This window comes from Candidatus Aquicultor sp. (assembly GCA_036504445.1).
Classification (GTDB): Bacteria; Actinomycetota; Aquicultoria; order Aquicultorales; family Aquicultoraceae; genus DASXVE01.
Genome location: DASXVE010000024.1, coordinates 155,704 through 171,790, shown reverse-complemented (window position 1 = coordinate 171,790; position 16,087 = coordinate 155,704). Strand labels below are relative to the sequence as shown.

The following is a 16,087-nucleotide window of genomic DNA, read 5'->3' as shown; positions in this document are numbered from 1 at the left end:
ACTATATATACTATAGCGAGCACAAGCAAAAGTTGGAATTAGTTACTGCGCTGCGCGTTATTCCCCTGCGAATTGCCGCCTTGCGCACCGGCGCCTTGCGGTCTCGGGCCGCCAATTTGAACCATATTTGCTGTGATGCTGCCGTCTGAATTCTCTTTGCCGAACGCCATGACGCGCTCGCCCTTCTTAATATCGGTTTTTGTTCCCTTTGCAAACTTACTGATTGACGTGGTACCCGAAAGCATAACGATCTTAGTGCTGCCGTCCTGCATTTTGACTGTGATGCTGCTGCTATCCTGGCTGATTACCTCACCGGATACAGGCCTACCGCCTTGACCGCCAAAGAAGCGCCCCGTGCCGCCCTGACCACCTTGCCCGCGTTGCCCGTTCTGACCACCTTGTGCAAACGATGGCATCTGCGATTTCTGGTACTGCATACCGCCGTAGAAGCCGCCCCCGCCGGCAAGCAGCACAAGCACTACCATGATTGCTATAAGGGAACCCTGTTTTTGCATACGTATTGCCTCCTCAAATTTTCGTTCTATCTTTTTGCTAATTATTCAAAGCGCAATGCCTCAATCGGAGAGAGACGTGCCGCTTTTTGTGCCGGGTAAAAGCCGAATATGATTCCTATCGCTCCCGATACGCCGATCGCGAGCACCACGGATGAGAGTGAAACCGTGAACGGTAATCCCATTAATGTCGAAATTGCGTACGAGAGCCCGATTCCGATCATCATCCCTAAGAAACCGCCGACGACGGTAAGAATTACCGCTTCAGCGAGGAATTGCGTGACGACGTCCCGGTCGCGCGCCCCGAGCGACTTGCGAAGCCCTATCTCACGCGTGCGCTCGATAACGGTAATCAGCATAACGTTCATAATACCGATACCTCCGACAAGCAGGGAAATCATCGCAATTCCCGCAAGAAGGGTGGTAAATGTGCCCGTTACCTGTGAGACCGCACCGAGGATATCTTGCTGTGACATAATGCGAAAATCGGCCGAGTAGGGGTCGGATATTTTATGCCGTGCAAGCAAGAAGTAACCGACCTGGTCGCGGGCCTGGTCCATGACGTCGGCGCTTTTCGCCTCGATTGAGATGGTGCTCAGGTAATTTACGCCGGCGACCACCTTCATGGCTGTCGTAACCGGGATGAAAATCATATCGTCCGGGTTTGAGAAGCCGCTGCCGCCTTTGGCGGTCGTCAGACCGACGATTCGAAACGCGATACCGTTGATGCGCAAGGTTTGACCGACCGCGCTCTCCGCTGAATCGAACAAGTTGCTCGCCGCCGTAGGGCCGAGGACTGCGACCTTCTGCATGCCGTCAACATCTGATTGCGTAATGAATCGACCTGAAGCCATAGTTACTTTGCGTACCTCGGCATAGATCGGTGTAACGCCATAGATTTGCGTATTGGTATTGTTTCTGCCGGCGATAACCTGCCCGCGCGCGCTGTACTCAGGGGATACCTTCGAGACCGTTGTTATCTGGTTTTGTGTTGTTGCCGCCTGCTCTATGGCCTTTGCATCTTCCATTGTCAGCGTTGTGCCGCCGCCCATAGCACCCCGCACCCCGCCGCTATTTTGTGCACCGGGCATTACTGTAAGCAGGTTGGAACCCAGAGATTGGATCTGTGTTTGCACCGATGCCTGGGTAGCTTGCCCGAGCGAGATCAGGGCGATAACCGCGCCAATGCCGATAACGATACCGAGTGTTGCCAGTGCCGTGCGCATTTTATTGAGTCGAAGCGCCTCGAGCGCGGTTGCTACTGTTTCAAAGAACTCCATTACCGGCGCTCCTTACTTACCGGACCGCGCTTTTGTTCGCGGTTTATGTAATCCTGTACGATTTTGCCATCCTGAACCATTACAATTCTCTTCGCGTGCGCGGCGATATCCGGTTCGTGCGTAATCATTATAATCGTGTGCCCACGGTCGTTTAGTTCGTGAAAAATGCCGATGACCTCTTCGCTCTGCGCCGACGCCAGGTTACCGGTCGGTTCATCGGCAAGGATAAGGGCCGGGTTCATCGCCATCGAACGGGCGATTGCCACGCGCTGCTGCTGGCCCCCGGAGAGCTGGTTTGAAGTATGCTCGAGCCTGTCGCCAAGCCCTACCATCTCGAGCAGGGCGGTCGCACGCTTGACACGCTCTTGTTTTGGAATGCGCGCGTATGCCATCGGCACCATGACGTTTTTCAAGGCCGTTGTCCGGGCAAGCAGGTTATACGCTTGAAATACAAAGCCAATTCTTCTATTTCTGATCTTCGCAAGCTCATCGCGTGAGAGGTTGCCGATATCTTTGCCGTCGATTATATAAGTGCCTGTTGTCGGTGTATCGAGAGCGCCGAGGATGTGCATCAGCGTTGATTTGCCGCTTCCCGACGGGCCGATAATTGCCACGAATTCGCCACGGTGCACCTGGAACGAGACATCGGCAAGGGCAACCGTCTCTACGGAATCGTTCGAATAGATTTTCGAGAGATGGGACACTTGTATGATAGGTTTTCCATAGGCAATGCTAGTCCCCACCACTACCTCCTCTTCCACGCATAGCGCCACCCATGGCACCGCCCATACCGCCACCTCTGTTACCGCCACCGAAACCACCGCTAAACGGTGAAGACGATGAGCCGCCCGAGGTGCTTGCCGCTTGTGTTGCGGGGCTGATTATGCTGGTAACAACGTTCTCGCCCTCGGTGACCCCTGAAATTATTTCTATCTGCGAATCCGATGAAATGCCGGTCTCTACTGATAGCGTTTGCGGTTGACCGTTCTTAAGTATCTGCAGCGTTGACTGGCCGTTTACTGTTTTTACCGCAGCAACCGGAACCATCAGTACGTTGTCTTTGGTCTGGGTAATGATATTTGCGCTGACCGCCATGTTGGGCAGAATACTTTCCTGAAGCGTATCGAAGAGAATTGATACGGGATAATTGGTAACGCCGGAACTGACCGAGCCGCTGCGGTTGATGCCGAGCACTTTGCCGGTAAATGTTTTATCGGAGAAGGCGTCGAGCGTGAGTGTGACCTTCTGACCCACTTTTACTTTGCCGACATCTATCTCGGTCAGGTTTACCGATGCTATCGGATTAGTGCTTACCGAAATATGTGCGACTGTTTGGCCGCTTGAGCCCGAGCCGCTCACACTGCTGCCGCCCGATTGTCCTTGTCCACCGGACGAGCCGCTGTTTGAAGAACCGCTACTGCCACTGCTTGATGAGAGCACCATGCCCTTCGTAACCATGAGATCGCTGATTTTGCCACCGGCCGGGGCAACGACAGTGCCCAGCGTGGATTGATAATCTTCCAAAGCCGAGCTGAGATCCGCTTGCGCCTTGAGCAACGCAGTGTTGCTGCTTTTTACCTTTTGTTTCGCAATAGGACCGCTATATGATGCAGATGCTATATCGGCACCTGTGCTGTTATATTTCTGCTGGGCGAGCGTGAGCGCCGTTTGGGCGGCCTCAAGGCTGTAGAGTTTGGATTGTTTGTCAGCCTGGCTCACCGACGGGTCTTGCGCATCGGTATAGTCTTGTTGTGCGGTGATGAGCGCCGCCTGAGCCTGCTGTACAGCCCGTTGCAGCTGAAGTTTTGATTGCTGTTCGCTCGAACTGTTGCCCGCGCTTGCGTCGTCATACTTCTGCTGAGCGATTGATAATGCCGTTTGGGCTGATTGGAGTGCATAGAACTTTGACTGCAACGCATCTGTGGTCGTGTCGGTGGCGTCGGCTGCCTGATTATATGCGTTTTGCGCTTGCATGAGCGCGGATTGGGCTTGCTGCGCGTCGCGCTGTAGCGACAACAGATTCTGGCTCGTGGTTTTTGCGTTGTCGGAATCAAAGGAGTCGTACTGTTGCTGGGCGAGCGACAGCGCTGTTTGGGCAGCTTCTAAGCTTCGCAGTTTCAGCTGTTTATCGGCTTCAGTCGCCGAAGAATTGCTCACTTTGTTCCAGGTGGCTTGTGCTGCAACCAGCTGTGACTGCGCTTGCTGGATGCCTTGCAGCGATTGGAGCTTTGATTGATTTGCGTTGCTCACATCGTTGCCGGCGCTCCCCGCGTCTTTCTTAGCTTGAAGCTGATTGCCGACTGCATTTTCCACCGTACTTTTTGCTGCCAGATATGAAGCCCATGCTTGGGCTTTTGTCTTTCGCCCGTCAGCATCGAGCTTGATATCCATGATCTTTTGGCCGGCCTCTACCGTATCGCCATCCTTTACGTAGACGGCCCTTACAATGCCGGTAGCCTGCGTGCTGATCGGTACGTCGTTGGCAGACGATATCTGCCCTGATGAACTGATTGAGGAGATAATCATTCCCCGTTCGACCTGAGAGGTTTGATATTGGGTTTGGTCGCTTTTCCCACGTGCTATCAGCCACCAACTGATCATAAGTACCAGGACAAGTGAGCCGGCCGCGAACAACCGCCTTCGTGTGTTGATAATGCGTAAAACGTTCATAGTCATCTCCCGCTATGTAAGTAAAATGCGATAACGGCACGGGCACCCGGGTGTCCTACCGGTAGCGTGCAAAAAGCCAAGCTAAATATTAGTACAAGCGAACGGGTATAAAAGTTTGAGAAAATGCTGAGAATTTCACGATTCTCAGCAAAAAATTATTCAGTGACCCAAGGAAAGCGGATGAATTATGAAGGTGATCGGAAAATGAGCATGATTGAGGTTAGAAACCTTACCAAGAAATTTGGTAATTTTGTCGCGGTGGACGACATAAGCTTTGATGTTGAGAAAGGTGAAATATTTGCATTCTTGGGGCCGAATGGGGCCGGTAAAACGACGACGATAAAGATGCTGACAACGCTGCTAACACCGACGAGCGGCAAGATATTGCTTGATGGGTATAATCCGGTGACCGAGCAAAACGAAGCACGACGCTCATTCGGTATCGTCTTTCAAGACCCTAGCTTAGACGGGGAGTTAACCGCATATGAGAATATGCATTTTCATGCGGTTCTATATAAGATGCCGCGAGACATTCGCGAATCACGGATTATGGAACTTTTGCAATTCGTGCAGCTCTGGGAGCGAAAGGATGATTACGTAAAGAACTTCTCCGGCGGCATGAAACGGCGCCTTGAGATAGCGCGCGGGCTGTTGCACCATCCGAGGGTACTGTTTCTGGACGAGCCGACGCTCGGGCTCGATCCACAGACGAGATACCTGATTTGGGAGCACGTCAAAAACCTAAACGAGCAAGAGCAAATTACGGTGTTTCTTACAACGCATCTCATGGAAGAAGCCGAGAGAACGGCGAACCGCGTTGCCATTATCGATCGCGGCAAGATCGTAGCCCAGGGAACCCCCGAAGAATTGAAGCGGCAAACCAATACACCCACTCTTGAGGACGCGTTTCTCGCATTTACCGGAAAAGCTATCCGAGACGAAGACGCAAGCGGGCTCGACCATATGCGGGAAGCGCGAAGAATGTGGGCAGGAAGGGGGCGGTAAGCATGGATACGATCTATATCTTGTGGTTGCGGCAGGTAAAGCGCTATTTCAGGTCGAGGTCGCGAATAGTCGGTGCACTCGGCCAGCCCCTCTTGTTTCTGTTTGCACTCGGCTACGGTTTTGGGGCTATATTTCAGAAGGCGGGTCAAGGCAACTATATCCAATTCCTGGTTCCGGGGATTATCGCGATGACCATCCTGTTCACCTCTATGTTTAACGGCATTGAAGTTATCTGGGACAAGCAATTCGGGTTCTTGAAAGAGACTCTGGTTGCCCCCGTATCCAGGTTCAATATTATGATCGGCCGGACAATCGGCGGCGCAACCGTAGGTGTCTTCCAGGGCATATTTGTGCTTCTCGTATCGTTTATTGCGGGATTTAAGGTGAATGGTGTGCCCGACGTACTAATCGCCATCGGGTTTATGCTTTTGCTGGCGATCGTTTTTACCGCACTCGGCACGGCGATAGCCTCTGTGCTTGAAGACATGCAGGGGTTCCAGCTCATCATGAACTTTCTCATACAGCCCTTGTTCTTCTTATCGGGGGCACTGTTCCCGCTGGCCGGCCTTCCAGCGGCGCTGGTTCTGATCACGAACATCAACCCGCTTTCGTATGGGGTGGATGCCATACGCGGAGCGCTTGTAAACGTATCGCATTTCGGCTTGGGCGTGGATTTCCTGGTACTGGGGATTACCGCACTGGTATTTGTGGTTGCCGGAGGACTCCTCTTCCAAAGAGTGCAAGCATAAGCTTAGAGATGCTTTCTCTGAACGGGTAAGCATTAAAAAATCCGCAAATTGCAGAGACACTTGAGTATGTAGTTTACAGCGTAACAGTGTTATGTTACTCTACCGATTAGGATGCACTAGTTTTTAGGGGAGGTGGAACGTATGGAACAAGATTTAATCTCAAAAAAGGAGCTGCTGGAGCTTGCCGGTATATCGTACGGGCAGCTCTATCGCTGGAAGCGCAAGAAACTTATTCCTGAAGATTGGTTTATCAGAAAAGCCACGTTTACAGGGCAAGAGACGTTCTTCCCGCATGACCGGATATTAGCGCGAGTCGACAAAATCAAGAATATGAAGGAAGATCTATCGCTCGACGATCTGGCGGATATCTTCTCACCTAATCTCGCCGAGATCATACTGCAGAAGGAAGAACTTGTAAGCTCGGGCATTGTCTCACGGATGATACTTGATGTCTTCGTTGAGCAGCACGGCTCACTAGACGTGTTCTCGTTCGAGGATATTCTCTATGCCTATGTGCTTGAAAAGGTGTTGCAGACGGGCGATATCAGTACGGATGAAGGAAAAATCATACTGCGGGCGCTAGAGGACAATTATCGCACGTTTGAGGGCCGAACCTGTGAGCTGGTTTTTGTTCGCAAGCTCGGCATTGCGACATGCTGCCTCATTTCGAGTCCGTGCGAGATATATTTTGAAATCGGCGCACGCTTGGTGACGAGGGTAAACATAGCCGCTGCTATTGAAGAGCTAAAAATTAAGCTAACCTAAGGAGGTTGCGATAATGGAGAATGAAAACAGGAACGACCTAAAGATTTCCGGCGCCGGCAGCGCCTCCGGCGGTATGTACAGGAATGTAAAGATAAACGGCGCCGGCTCGGTTAATGGTGATATCGATTGCATCGACCTTGCAATTAAAGGCTCGTTTGACGGCGCCGGTAATATTCAAGCACAAACGGGCGCTATTCACGGTACGCTTTCTCTGAGGGGAAATTTAGAGACCGAATCGTTTCGCGTCGCAGGCTCGGCGGATATCGGCGGAGCGGTATCGGGCAAAGCCGTTAAAGTTGATGGCAGCGCCACCATCGGCGGGCGTGTTGCGCTTGAAGAGCTAAGGGCGAGAGGCGCTATAACGATAAGAAGCGACTGTGAAGCTGAAACGTTTGCTGCAGACGGCGCGTTTACAATCGATGGTCTGCTGAATGCGGGCACAATCGAAGTCAAAATGTACGGCCCTTGCCAGGCGCGAGAAATCGGCGGTGAAAACATTTCCGTGAAGCGCGGAAACGATTTTGGTTTCTCGCAGTTTATAAAATCGGTTTTTAAGCCGTCGTTTAAAACTATGTTGACCGCCGATACGATTGAGGGCGACACGATTTATCTTGAATCAACTAAAGCGAATGTTGTGAGAGGCAACAGTGTGCATATCGGTCAGGACTGTGAAATTGAGCTGGTTGAATATAAAGAAAACTACGAACAGGCATCGGATACCAGGGTAAAGGAAGCGAAAAAAATAGATATCGCGGAGTAGTGCGAAGCGTTTAAAAACCTCGTCTATTGGCAATCAACTTCGGGCTCCCAGAAAACTGGGAGCCCGAAGTTTTCAAGACGAGGAGGAGTAATTGTGGGTGCTGGAAAGGAAATGGGCTATGAATCGATAGGCGGTATGCATGAATGCCCTGAGTGTGGCGAGATGCATGGCGCCATGAAGCACGGCATGGGCATGAAACCGGGGGAGATGGGCGTCGAACATGGCAAGGAAGTCATGCTCGACCTGATCGGTAAAGCTAAAAAGAAGTTGCTGATCAAAAAGATCGTGGACAAGCTCGATCAAAAACATGGGGCTGAGTTGGATAAGCTCGCCGATGAGCTCGTAGAATTTGCGGAAGAACGCAAAAAAGCCAAGATGGAAGGCGCAAAAAAAGCCATGGCAATGAAGAAGCGCTTCTGGAAAGTAATGTATGGAGTGAAACCGGCGGAAGCAGCAGCCATGGAAATCACCGAAGCGGTTGAGGTAGCGGCAGAAGCAGCGGCAGATGCAGCCGAATCAGCGGCAGAGGCAACTAAAGCGGCAGCCGAGGCGGCAGAAGCAGCGGCAGAGGTTAAAGAACCAGAGGCATCAGAAGCGGCAGCGGATGCGGCAGAGGCAGCGGTAGAAGCAACTAAAGCAGCGGTAGAAGCAGCCAAAGAAGCCGAAGCGGCAGAGGAAGCACAGGCGCCCGCAGAGGCAGAGGCAGCAGCGGACGCAGCCAAGGCGGCAGCTGAGACGGCAGAAGCAGCTGCAGAAGATGCCAAGACCGCAGCAGATGAAGCCAAAGCGGTAGAAAAACCGGAAGAGGCGGCAGAGGCAGTGCAACCGGCGGAAGCAGTAGAAGCAGCCGGGACCGCAATAGAAGCGGCAGGTACGGCAGTAGAAGCAGTTGGGACAGCGGTAGAAACCGTAGGGACAACGGTAGACGCAGTAGGCACGACAGTAGAAGCGGTCGGCGAGGCAGTAGATACGGTAGGAACAACGGTAGAGGCAGCGGAAGCAGCACTGGAAGCTGCTGAAGCAGCAGTGCAAGCAGCCAAGGCGGCGGCAGAAGCTGCCAAAGAAGCCGGAACTGCCGCCGCCGAGGAAGGTGAGGGCGGACAAGCTTAAAAAGCCAACCGACGCATAAGAGAAAATTATATCTCGGGACCCCTGTTTAAAATGCCGCTTTGCAAGCCGTCCGTTCGGATATCGTGCAAAGCGGCATGGCTATTTACCAAAATGGTCGAGCATTACCGCGCACCCGTTTTGGGTATCTTTAGTTTATGGATAGTAGACTAGAGCAGTTTTCGCATTCCCTATCAACAAAACGCGACCTCAACCCGTTGCTTGAGCGCGTGGGCGGTGCGGCGGCCGTGTTGATTGGCACAGCGTCTCACGGCGCAAGCGAGCCGCTCCGCTGGCGGGCGCATATTACCAGGCGACTTATCGAAGAGAAGGGATTCTCGTTTGTCGCCATTGAAGCCGATTGGCCGAGTTGCTACCAGATAAACCGCTTCGTTAAGGGTATGCCGGGCGCGCATGGCACAGCACGCGCGGCGATAGCTGCATTTAACCGTTGGCCGACCTGGATGTGGGCGAATAGTGAGACGCTGCAGTTTATTGAATGGCTTGCCCGTTTTAACAGCGAACGTCCGGTAGATACACAAGTCGGCTTCTATGGGATTGATCTCTCCAACTTATGGGACTCGTTAAGTAGCGCAACGGAATACCTGGCGGATAGTATACCGGATAGGCCGCACGATGCACGCCACGCGTACGAGTGCCTCCTGCCATTTAGGGATGAGATCGACCGTTACCCCTGGACGACGGAGGCAGTACCGGCATTGTGCCGTGAAGCGCTTTCAAATGTGCTGTTTACTCTCGAGCACTTACCGCCGTCTGAGTTAGCCGGTGATTCTGAAGAAGCGTTGAGCGCCCGGCAAAATGCACTGAGCGCGGTGCATGCTGAGCGCTATTATAGAGATACGGCGCAAGAAAGTCCGGATTCCTGGAACGTTCGCGAAGAGCACATGGCGCATATATTTTTTAACCTTCTGAACTTTTATGCAGGCAAACCGAGCGGACCGAAGGGTGTTATTTGGGCGCATGATATGCATGCCGGCGACGTGCGGGCAACGGATGCGGTCGATACCGATAGAGTGAGCTTAGGGCAAATTGTACGAGGTAGCCTTTCCCCGGCGGACACATGTATTGTCGGCTCGGGCTTTTATCAGGGCAATGTGCTCGCCGCCGCCGATTGGAATAGGCCCTTGCAGCAGATGACCGCACCGCCGGCGATCAGGGATAGCTGGGAGGCTCTACTTCATGATGACAGCATGCAAGATCGTCTCCTGCTTTTTTCGCAAGAGAACGGCTCTGAGGCTGCACGAGAAACGAGAGACCATCGCGAAATCGGCGTCATCTATGACCCAAACGCCGAATTCGGCAATTACGTGCCCACGATCATTGGCGAGCGGTATGACGCATTTCTGTTTATCGATACCGTCTCGGCCGTTCATCCGCTCCCCATAGAAGCCGTCGCCGGCGGCCCACCGAGCACGTACCCATCGGCTGCCTAGCCTGCCTTCGTATGGCGATCCATCGGTTTTGCCAGCTTATAAGCCCTGTGGTATTGTATTCGAAGGTCGAATTACAGTAATACCGTTTACTGCAAAGGAGAACCCTATGAAACACATCCGAACTACGGCTACTCTAGTAGCCCTCTTTATTATCACAAGTTTTTCGCTGCAATTACCGGCGCCTCTTATCTCAAAACCGCCGACGGCGCGTGCGGCATCAGTTTCGGCTTCGACAAAACAAGGGTTGGCTCTATATAACCAGGGCGTTGTCATGAACAAGCAGAAGAATTACGCTAAGGCAGTTACGAATTTTACTAAAGCGGTTAAGCTACTCAAAAACAACGCCAATCTCTATTATCAGCTTGGCACATCGTATGAGGGGCTCAAGAAATATGTGGTGGCCGCAAGTAAATATCGGGAAGCCGTGAAGTTCAACCCTCGCCACAGCAACGCGAAAGCGGCACTCAAGCGTCTTGATCGGGGTCCGAAGGTGATTGTGTTTACTGCGAACTGGTGACCGTCGTGCGCGGAGACGAAGCCTCTCGTGGAGAAGGCAAAAGCGACTTATTCAGAGCGAATCCCGTTTGCGATCTACGATATCGATACAAAAGCGGGCAAAGCCATGCTCAAGACGACTAAGATAGACGGCGTGCCGACACTCTTCTTCGTGAATAAAAACGGCGCAACGGTAAAGAAGATTGTCGGCTCGTGCAGCAAAGCAATGCTCGATCGCAACGTGCAGAGTTTATTGAAGTAGACGGCGTTTATTAACTGTCGAAGAATTTTCGAAGGGATTTTAATGCTCGGAGCAACTGTTCCCACCATAGGTGGCTTGCACAACGCTTTTAAATACGCCGCCGATTGGGGATGCGAGTGCCTGCAGATTTATCTAACTATGTCCCGGCGCTGGGATACACCGCGCCTCTCGGAAGAGGCGCGGTTAGCTTTCTTGCAGGCATGGCGCACAAGCAATGTAAAACAAGTAATCTCGCATGTTCCGTTTTTGGTAAATGTGGCGTCGCCGGAACCTGCGATGTGGCAAAAGTCGGTCAACCGGCTGCACGCCGAGATACAAACAGCGGTGGAACTCGAAGTACCGTTGCTGATATTGCATCCCGGGAGCGCGCGCGGTACGAGCAGGGCCGATGGGGTACAGCGGGTTATCGAGGCGCTGAATACCGTCCTGGCGGATGCCGGTACGCATTCACCGATAATTCTTATTGAGACAATGGCGGGGCAGGGATCGGTCCTTGGTTCTACATTTGATGAGCTCGCCGAGATTCTGCAGGGTATCGAAAGCCGAAGCCACGTGGGCGTATGCTTCGACGTGGCGCACGTTTTTGCTGCCGGGTACGATATCTCGGGGACCGGTGGGTACGAGCAGGTAACGCGCCGTTTCGATGAATCCGTCGGCCTTGATGCGATAGGAGTCGTGCATATAAACGATTCCAAAACGAAGCTTGGTTCGCATCATGACCGCCATGCGTATGTCGGTGAAGGTGAAATCGGGCTTGATATGTTTCGTGCGTTACTGACTGACCGTCATTTCGTAAATGTTCCCAAAGTACTTGAGCTGCCGGGGCGTGAAGACGGCGCCATCAAAGCGAACCTGGCTTTCGTGCGCGGCTTAGCCCCTTAACTACCTTTCTCGGGCACGCCGCTCTTGGGCCGGCTCTGCGAGAAACTCGGTGATCAGACGGTTTAACGTATCGGGGGTTTCTTCCTGCGGGACGTGGCCTGAATCCTTAATAACCATCACCTGCGAATACCGCAAAGCAGCGTGAAACTTATAGGCGTCTACTAGCGGGATAATCTCATCGTGTTCTCCCCAGATGATGAGCACCGGTTTATCGATTCCGGCAATTTCGTTTTTCGCATAGCCGATTTTTAGCTGCGCGGCCATTGCGGTTAAGGCTTCAGTGACGCCGTGCGTCCTCACCGGCAGGTAGTAGCCGTCAACAACATCCCCGCTTATCAGGCGCTTGTTATAATAAGCAAGACGCAGCGTATTTATAACCCGCAACCGGTTTACAAGCAGCACTTTTAAGCCGGCTCTTAGAAGGGGTCGGGGCGCCCAGGCAGGAATATCGGGGGTTCTCCGGTATCCGGTGCTGTCAATCAAAACCAACGACGATACGGTATCCGGATAGCGCGAGGCGGTTAGAAGGGCAATTTCTCCGCCGAGCGAGTTGCCGATTAACGTCACATCTTTCAGACCCATTTTCCGCATGAATGCGGCCACCAAGCTTGCTTGGGCTTCTACTGAGTACGGGCCATCTTTAGGCTTGTCACTTAAACCAAAGCCTAAAAGGTCGATCGCGTATACGGTAAAATGCTTTGACAGAGGTTTGATATTCTTACGCCAGGTAAAGCTCCACGCGCCGAATCCGTGCACGAGCACAATAGGGGGGCCTTGGCCCGCTTTTACGTAGTGAATAGTGTTGCCTTTGATGCGCACATAAGAGCCACTCATCGTTTTTGCAGCCGCTCTTGCAGGTTTAGCGAAGAGGGCACTTGAAACAAACGAAAGGGTAAACCATAAAGCGATCGCCATCAAAGATATCCCAAAGATACTGCAAACCAGTATCATAAAGAGCCTGTGCCTTGCATGCGTCATAATTACTATCCCACCTACCGGCTATAGAGCTTTAAGCGAGCTTCGCGTCGTATATGCATACGTTCCCCTAATCGCCCGGCTTTGAACAACACTCGGTTTAATAAGATTCGAGGGATTGTAGGGTATGTATGGCATTAATTTATATTGAATTGGGTATCGGTAAAGTAATATGCGCGTAGCCGAAGGTGGAGTTAACGAACATATGAGCAATAAAGAGCCTGGCACCGGCGAGGTTTTGCTAACTCTTGCCCTCGAGCCTATCGTGGCCCCTTTGTATAAACAATACATACAGAGTCTCATGCTTAAGGGAAATGAGTGTGTGCTTGATTTTGGGGCCGGGTCCGGTGTTGCCGGGCGCTATTTGGCGCCCAACCTTTTGATGGACGGAGGGCACCTTACATGTGCGGATGTATCCGACGCCTGGACGAAGACAGCAAAACGGCGGTTGCAGCATTATCCTAATGTAGACTTCATGCTTGGCGATGTCATACAGGGTACGCTTCAAGGGCGCTCGTTTGATGCGATAGTTATCCATTTTGTCCTACATGACATTGAGCCGCAACTGCGCGCCGAAACAGTACGAGCACTTTCCCAAACGCTTGCAGATAACGGCGCGATCTATATACGTGAACCGATGAGCGATACTCATGGTATAATTGCGGATGAGGTCAAAAGCATTATGGCCCGAGCGGGCTTACATGAAATTTCGTCATCCATAAGCCATACCAGGCTATTTGGCGATGTATTTACCGGCATGTTTACGAAACCGGAGTGACGGATGGCCCGTATGATTCGCATCAGAAAATCTTCTCAGGCGCGTAAAGCAGAGATCACGGCTGAAGCTCGCCACCTATTTCTTACTAAGGGAGTCGAGCGCACTCCCAACTTTTCCTGCTGTGCGTGCAGTTAACACTACGATTCCCGCCTCTGCTGTAGCAAACGCTCTCCAAAGTTTCGTTCTTAAAGGCCTTGGCTACAGCGGGACTTTACCTAAAACTCCTTAAGCTTAAGCATTTTTGTCCGATATACGTGGTAATGCATATGTAATTACCATCGGAGAAAATATGCAAATTAACAGTATACGGACAAAACTTACTGTAATTATTCTGCTAGCATGCTTCATCCCGGCGACTGCTATAACTTTAATCTTTGCGAATCGCATTGATTATATTAGGCACTCTTTTATTTCTGCCTCTTCGCAAGCGCTAGTTGTTAGGGCTAAAATGATGATGGGGCGCCTATCGAACCAACAAGCCGATTATGTCGAGCTTAAAATGGACGCATTGGCAAGTGAAACCCAATTGCTTCGCCAATCGGTTGAATCGTTATACTTGAGGCCCCGTCCGTGGAAACCTACCTACCCGGTCGGCAAAATTATTCATGACAAAAGCGGTGTATATTATGGCGACAGTAACGCCGACACAGAGGGGGATCTCTATGTCAGCGGTCGCAATAAGCTTACCCCAGGCTTTAAGCGGGAAGTTGATTCGCTCAACGAGCTTTTACCAACACTTAAGCAAATTTCAAAACAACACTCCGAGGTAGTTTACAGTTACTATGTAACCCGCGACTCGGTAGTCCGCGGTTTTATGTCGAACCATGGTCCGTCAATTGTTGAAGCTGTGGAGGCAGGCGTTCTTGATCCTTTCGGCAACTGGCCGGAATACCCGTTCTACTATGTCGTAGATTCAAAACATGACCCGGAGCGCTTAACGAAATGGACCGATGTCTATTTCGATCCAGGCGGAAATGGTTGGATGTTCTCGGTCTGCTCACCGGTATATGTACACAACAAAATGATGGGCGTTGCAGCTCTCGATATAACAACGAAGCAGATCGTCGATGGAATTCTCAACCTCAAGGTCGGTAAATTCGGATACGCGTTTCTTGCTAATACGTCTGGTGATGTACTTGGATTCCCGGAGCGTGCCGCCAAAGACCTGGGGTGGCGCAAAGGTATGAAACCCGATGGGCTTAATCTCCTAAAAGATAAGAATAGTGCGTTTTATCAAGTCATGGCAAAGACTAAATCGCAGAAACCATTTCTGGTGCGCACAACCATCAATCATGAGCCAAAATTCGTCTACCTGCATCGGATAGCCAACACGAGCTTTATCATTTGCCTGGTTGTTTCGGAACAAGAGATTCTTGCGGATATTAAACAGACAAATGAGCAGATGATGGCAGTAGCAAATACTCTTATCCGAGAAGTTATAGCGTTGGCGCTCTTAATACTATTCGGCTCCGTGCTGCTCGCACTCTATTATTCAAGAAGAACCGGTAAACCGCTTGTCGAATTGTCGAAGGGCGCCAAACGGGTGGCACACGGCGATTATAACCAGTTGCTCGAGGTCGGGAGCCGTGATGAGATCGGTGATCTCTCTGCATCGTTCAACAAAATGATTCTGGCATTGCGCGACCGTGAGGAAGAGCAAGTAGCTCTTACCGAAGAGCTGATATCACAAAACAAACAGCTCGATGCCAAGAACTATGAGCTCAACCTGTTGCTTGAGCAGTTGTCTCAATCGGAAGAAGTCAAGTCGCATTTTGAAACGCTCAGCTATACGGATATGCTTACCGGCGTCTATAACCGCCGTTACCTAGATGAGCACTTTGAAGGAGAATTTGCGAATCGCAGAGATCCTAAAGTCGCTTACGCTTGCATGATTCTTGATATCGATAACTTTAAAGGCATCAACGATACATACGGGCATCTTGCGGGAGACGCGGTCTTGCAGCACGTAGTCCGCATTATCATCCAGGATAAGCGTTTGCATGATGTTGTTGTTCGCTTCGCGGGCGACGAGTTTATCGTGTTGCTTGAGCAAATTGAGTTGCACGATGCTGTGGTTGTTGCCGAGCGAATAAGGACATCAATCGAACAGCAGCCCTGCGTTTACGAGGGCAATGAGATTTATAACTCTGTCAGTATCGGTATCGCTTTTGCCGATGCCGGTGAGGAAAGGAGCGGCCAGCAGGTTATAAAGGAAGCCGATATGGCTCTCTATCGGGCGAAGAAAACGGGTAGAAACAAGATTATTGTCAGTTCTAGCCAGCACCCTGCCGCTTAGTGCTATATTAGCTATTGTTCGGTATGCTATCTCTTTTAGGCATTTAGTTCTGCGCCATAGCTTTACCCTCTCATACCATAGCCATTAGATGTTCTCC

General features: G+C 51.5%; 15 protein-coding genes and 1 pseudogene. 11 read left to right on the top strand and 5 right to left on the bottom strand.

What is annotated here, in order from left to right:
• Positions 1-38 precede the first annotated feature (38 nt).
• From VGK02_06945 to VGK02_06930, 4 genes are read right to left on the bottom strand one after another with little or no spacing between them, the layout of a single operon-like run.
• A complete protein-coding gene (locus VGK02_06945; protein ID HEY3374782.1) occupies positions 39-515 on the bottom strand; it encodes a hypothetical protein in 477 nt (158 codons plus the stop codon).
• 41 nt (positions 516-556) lie between these two features.
• Complete coding sequence (locus VGK02_06940; protein HEY3374781.1) at positions 557-1,792, bottom strand: ABC transporter permease; 1,236 nt, start codon at positions 1,790-1,792, stop codon at positions 557-559.
• Positions 1,792-2,535 carry an ABC transporter ATP-binding protein gene (locus VGK02_06935; GenBank protein HEY3374780.1) on the bottom strand — a complete coding sequence of 248 codons (744 nt, stop codon included), beginning with the start codon at positions 2,533-2,535 and terminating at the stop codon, positions 1,792-1,794. Before VGK02_06935 ends, VGK02_06940 begins: the two co-directional genes overlap by 1 nt.
• The gene (locus VGK02_06930; GenBank protein HEY3374779.1) at positions 2,525-4,462 is read right to left on the bottom strand and encodes an HlyD family efflux transporter periplasmic adaptor subunit; all 1,938 of its coding nucleotides are present in this window, start codon (positions 4,460-4,462) and stop codon (positions 2,525-2,527) included. The genes VGK02_06935 and VGK02_06930 overlap by 11 nt, the downstream gene beginning before the upstream one ends.
• 204 nt (positions 4,463-4,666) lie before the next feature.
• Between VGK02_06930 and VGK02_06925 the strand changes: the two genes are divergently transcribed.
• From VGK02_06925 to VGK02_06885, 9 genes and pseudogenes are all read left to right on the top strand, one after another.
• Positions 4,667-5,467, top strand: a complete 801-nt coding sequence (locus VGK02_06925) for an ATP-binding cassette domain-containing protein (protein ID HEY3374778.1) — start codon at positions 4,667-4,669, stop codon at positions 5,465-5,467.
• 2 nt (positions 5,468-5,469) lie between these two features.
• Positions 5,470-6,216: an ABC transporter permease gene (locus tag VGK02_06920; GenBank protein HEY3374777.1), complete on the top strand. Its 747-nt coding sequence runs from the start codon at positions 5,470-5,472 to the stop codon at positions 6,214-6,216.
• Positions 6,217-6,357: 141 nt separating this feature from the next.
• Complete coding sequence (locus VGK02_06915) at positions 6,358-6,981, top strand: YhbD family protein (protein HEY3374776.1); 624 nt, start codon at positions 6,358-6,360, stop codon at positions 6,979-6,981.
• Between the two features lie 13 nt (positions 6,982-6,994).
• Entirely contained in the window at positions 6,995-7,741 is a 747-nt protein-coding gene (locus VGK02_06910) for a hypothetical protein (protein HEY3374775.1), read from the top strand.
• A 93-nt stretch (positions 7,742-7,834) separates the two neighbouring features.
• Positions 7,835-8,851 carry a hypothetical protein gene (locus tag VGK02_06905; GenBank protein ID HEY3374774.1) on the top strand — a complete coding sequence of 339 codons (1,017 nt, stop codon included), beginning with the start codon at positions 7,835-7,837 and terminating at the stop codon, positions 8,849-8,851.
• 155 nt (positions 8,852-9,006) lie between these two features.
• A complete protein-coding gene (locus VGK02_06900; protein HEY3374773.1) occupies positions 9,007-10,302 on the top strand; it encodes an erythromycin esterase family protein in 1,296 nt (431 codons plus the stop codon).
• A 106-nt stretch (positions 10,303-10,408) separates the two neighbouring features.
• The gene (locus VGK02_06895; protein ID HEY3374772.1) at positions 10,409-10,819 is read left to right on the top strand and encodes a hypothetical protein; all 411 of its coding nucleotides are present in this window, start codon (positions 10,409-10,411) and stop codon (positions 10,817-10,819) included.
• A 15-nt stretch (positions 10,820-10,834) separates the two neighbouring features.
• Positions 10,835-11,059 (top strand): annotated as a pseudogene (locus VGK02_06890) (thioredoxin domain-containing protein).
• A 42-nt stretch (positions 11,060-11,101) separates the two neighbouring features.
• Positions 11,102-11,941, top strand: a complete 840-nt coding sequence (locus VGK02_06885) for a deoxyribonuclease IV (GenBank protein ID HEY3374771.1) — start codon at positions 11,102-11,104, stop codon at positions 11,939-11,941.
• Here VGK02_06885 and VGK02_06880 read toward each other — a convergent pair whose 3' ends face one another.
• A complete protein-coding gene (locus VGK02_06880; GenBank protein ID HEY3374770.1) occupies positions 11,942-12,919 on the bottom strand; it encodes an alpha/beta fold hydrolase in 978 nt (325 codons plus the stop codon).
• A gap of 202 nt (positions 12,920-13,121) precedes the next feature.
• Between VGK02_06880 and VGK02_06875 the strand changes: the two genes are divergently transcribed.
• Together VGK02_06875 and VGK02_06870 are read left to right on the top strand one after the other, a co-directional pair.
• Positions 13,122-13,694, top strand: a complete 573-nt coding sequence (locus VGK02_06875; GenBank protein ID HEY3374769.1) for a class I SAM-dependent methyltransferase — start codon at positions 13,122-13,124, stop codon at positions 13,692-13,694.
• Positions 13,695-14,142: 448 nt separating this feature from the next.
• Positions 14,143-15,990, top strand: a complete 1,848-nt coding sequence (locus tag VGK02_06870) for a diguanylate cyclase (protein ID HEY3374768.1) — start codon at positions 14,143-14,145, stop codon at positions 15,988-15,990.
• Positions 15,991-16,087 lie beyond the last annotated feature (97 nt).

What these genes read in the sequence shown, in the direction of transcription:
- VGK02_06945 (HEY3374782.1), bottom strand. Translation starts at nt 515, where the DNA reads ATGCAAAAACAGGGTTCCCTTATAGCAATCATGGTAGTGCTTGTGCTG.
- VGK02_06940 (HEY3374781.1), bottom strand. Translation starts at nt 1,792, where the DNA reads ATGGAGTTCTTTGAAACAGTAGCAACCGCGCTCGAGGCGCTTCGACTC.
- VGK02_06930 (HEY3374779.1), bottom strand. Translation starts at nt 4,462, where the DNA reads ATGAACGTTTTACGCATTATCAACACACGAAGGCGGTTGTTCGCGGCC.
- VGK02_06925 (HEY3374778.1), top strand. Translation starts at nt 4,667, where the DNA reads ATGAGCATGATTGAGGTTAGAAACCTTACCAAGAAATTTGGTAATTTT.
- VGK02_06920 (HEY3374777.1), top strand. Translation starts at nt 5,470, where the DNA reads ATGGATACGATCTATATCTTGTGGTTGCGGCAGGTAAAGCGCTATTTC.
- VGK02_06915 (HEY3374776.1), top strand. Translation starts at nt 6,358, where the DNA reads ATGGAACAAGATTTAATCTCAAAAAAGGAGCTGCTGGAGCTTGCCGGT.
- VGK02_06910 (HEY3374775.1), top strand. Translation starts at nt 6,995, where the DNA reads ATGGAGAATGAAAACAGGAACGACCTAAAGATTTCCGGCGCCGGCAGC.
- VGK02_06900 (HEY3374773.1), top strand. Translation starts at nt 9,007, where the DNA reads ATGGATAGTAGACTAGAGCAGTTTTCGCATTCCCTATCAACAAAACGC.
- VGK02_06895 (HEY3374772.1), top strand. Translation starts at nt 10,409, where the DNA reads ATGAAACACATCCGAACTACGGCTACTCTAGTAGCCCTCTTTATTATC.
- VGK02_06885 (HEY3374771.1), top strand. Translation starts at nt 11,102, where the DNA reads ATGCTCGGAGCAACTGTTCCCACCATAGGTGGCTTGCACAACGCTTTT.
- VGK02_06880 (HEY3374770.1), bottom strand. Translation starts at nt 12,919, where the DNA reads ATGACGCATGCAAGGCACAGGCTCTTTATGATACTGGTTTGCAGTATC.
- VGK02_06875 (HEY3374769.1), top strand. Translation starts at nt 13,122, where the DNA reads ATGAGCAATAAAGAGCCTGGCACCGGCGAGGTTTTGCTAACTCTTGCC.
- VGK02_06870 (HEY3374768.1), top strand. Translation starts at nt 14,143, where the DNA reads ATGATGATGGGGCGCCTATCGAACCAACAAGCCGATTATGTCGAGCTT.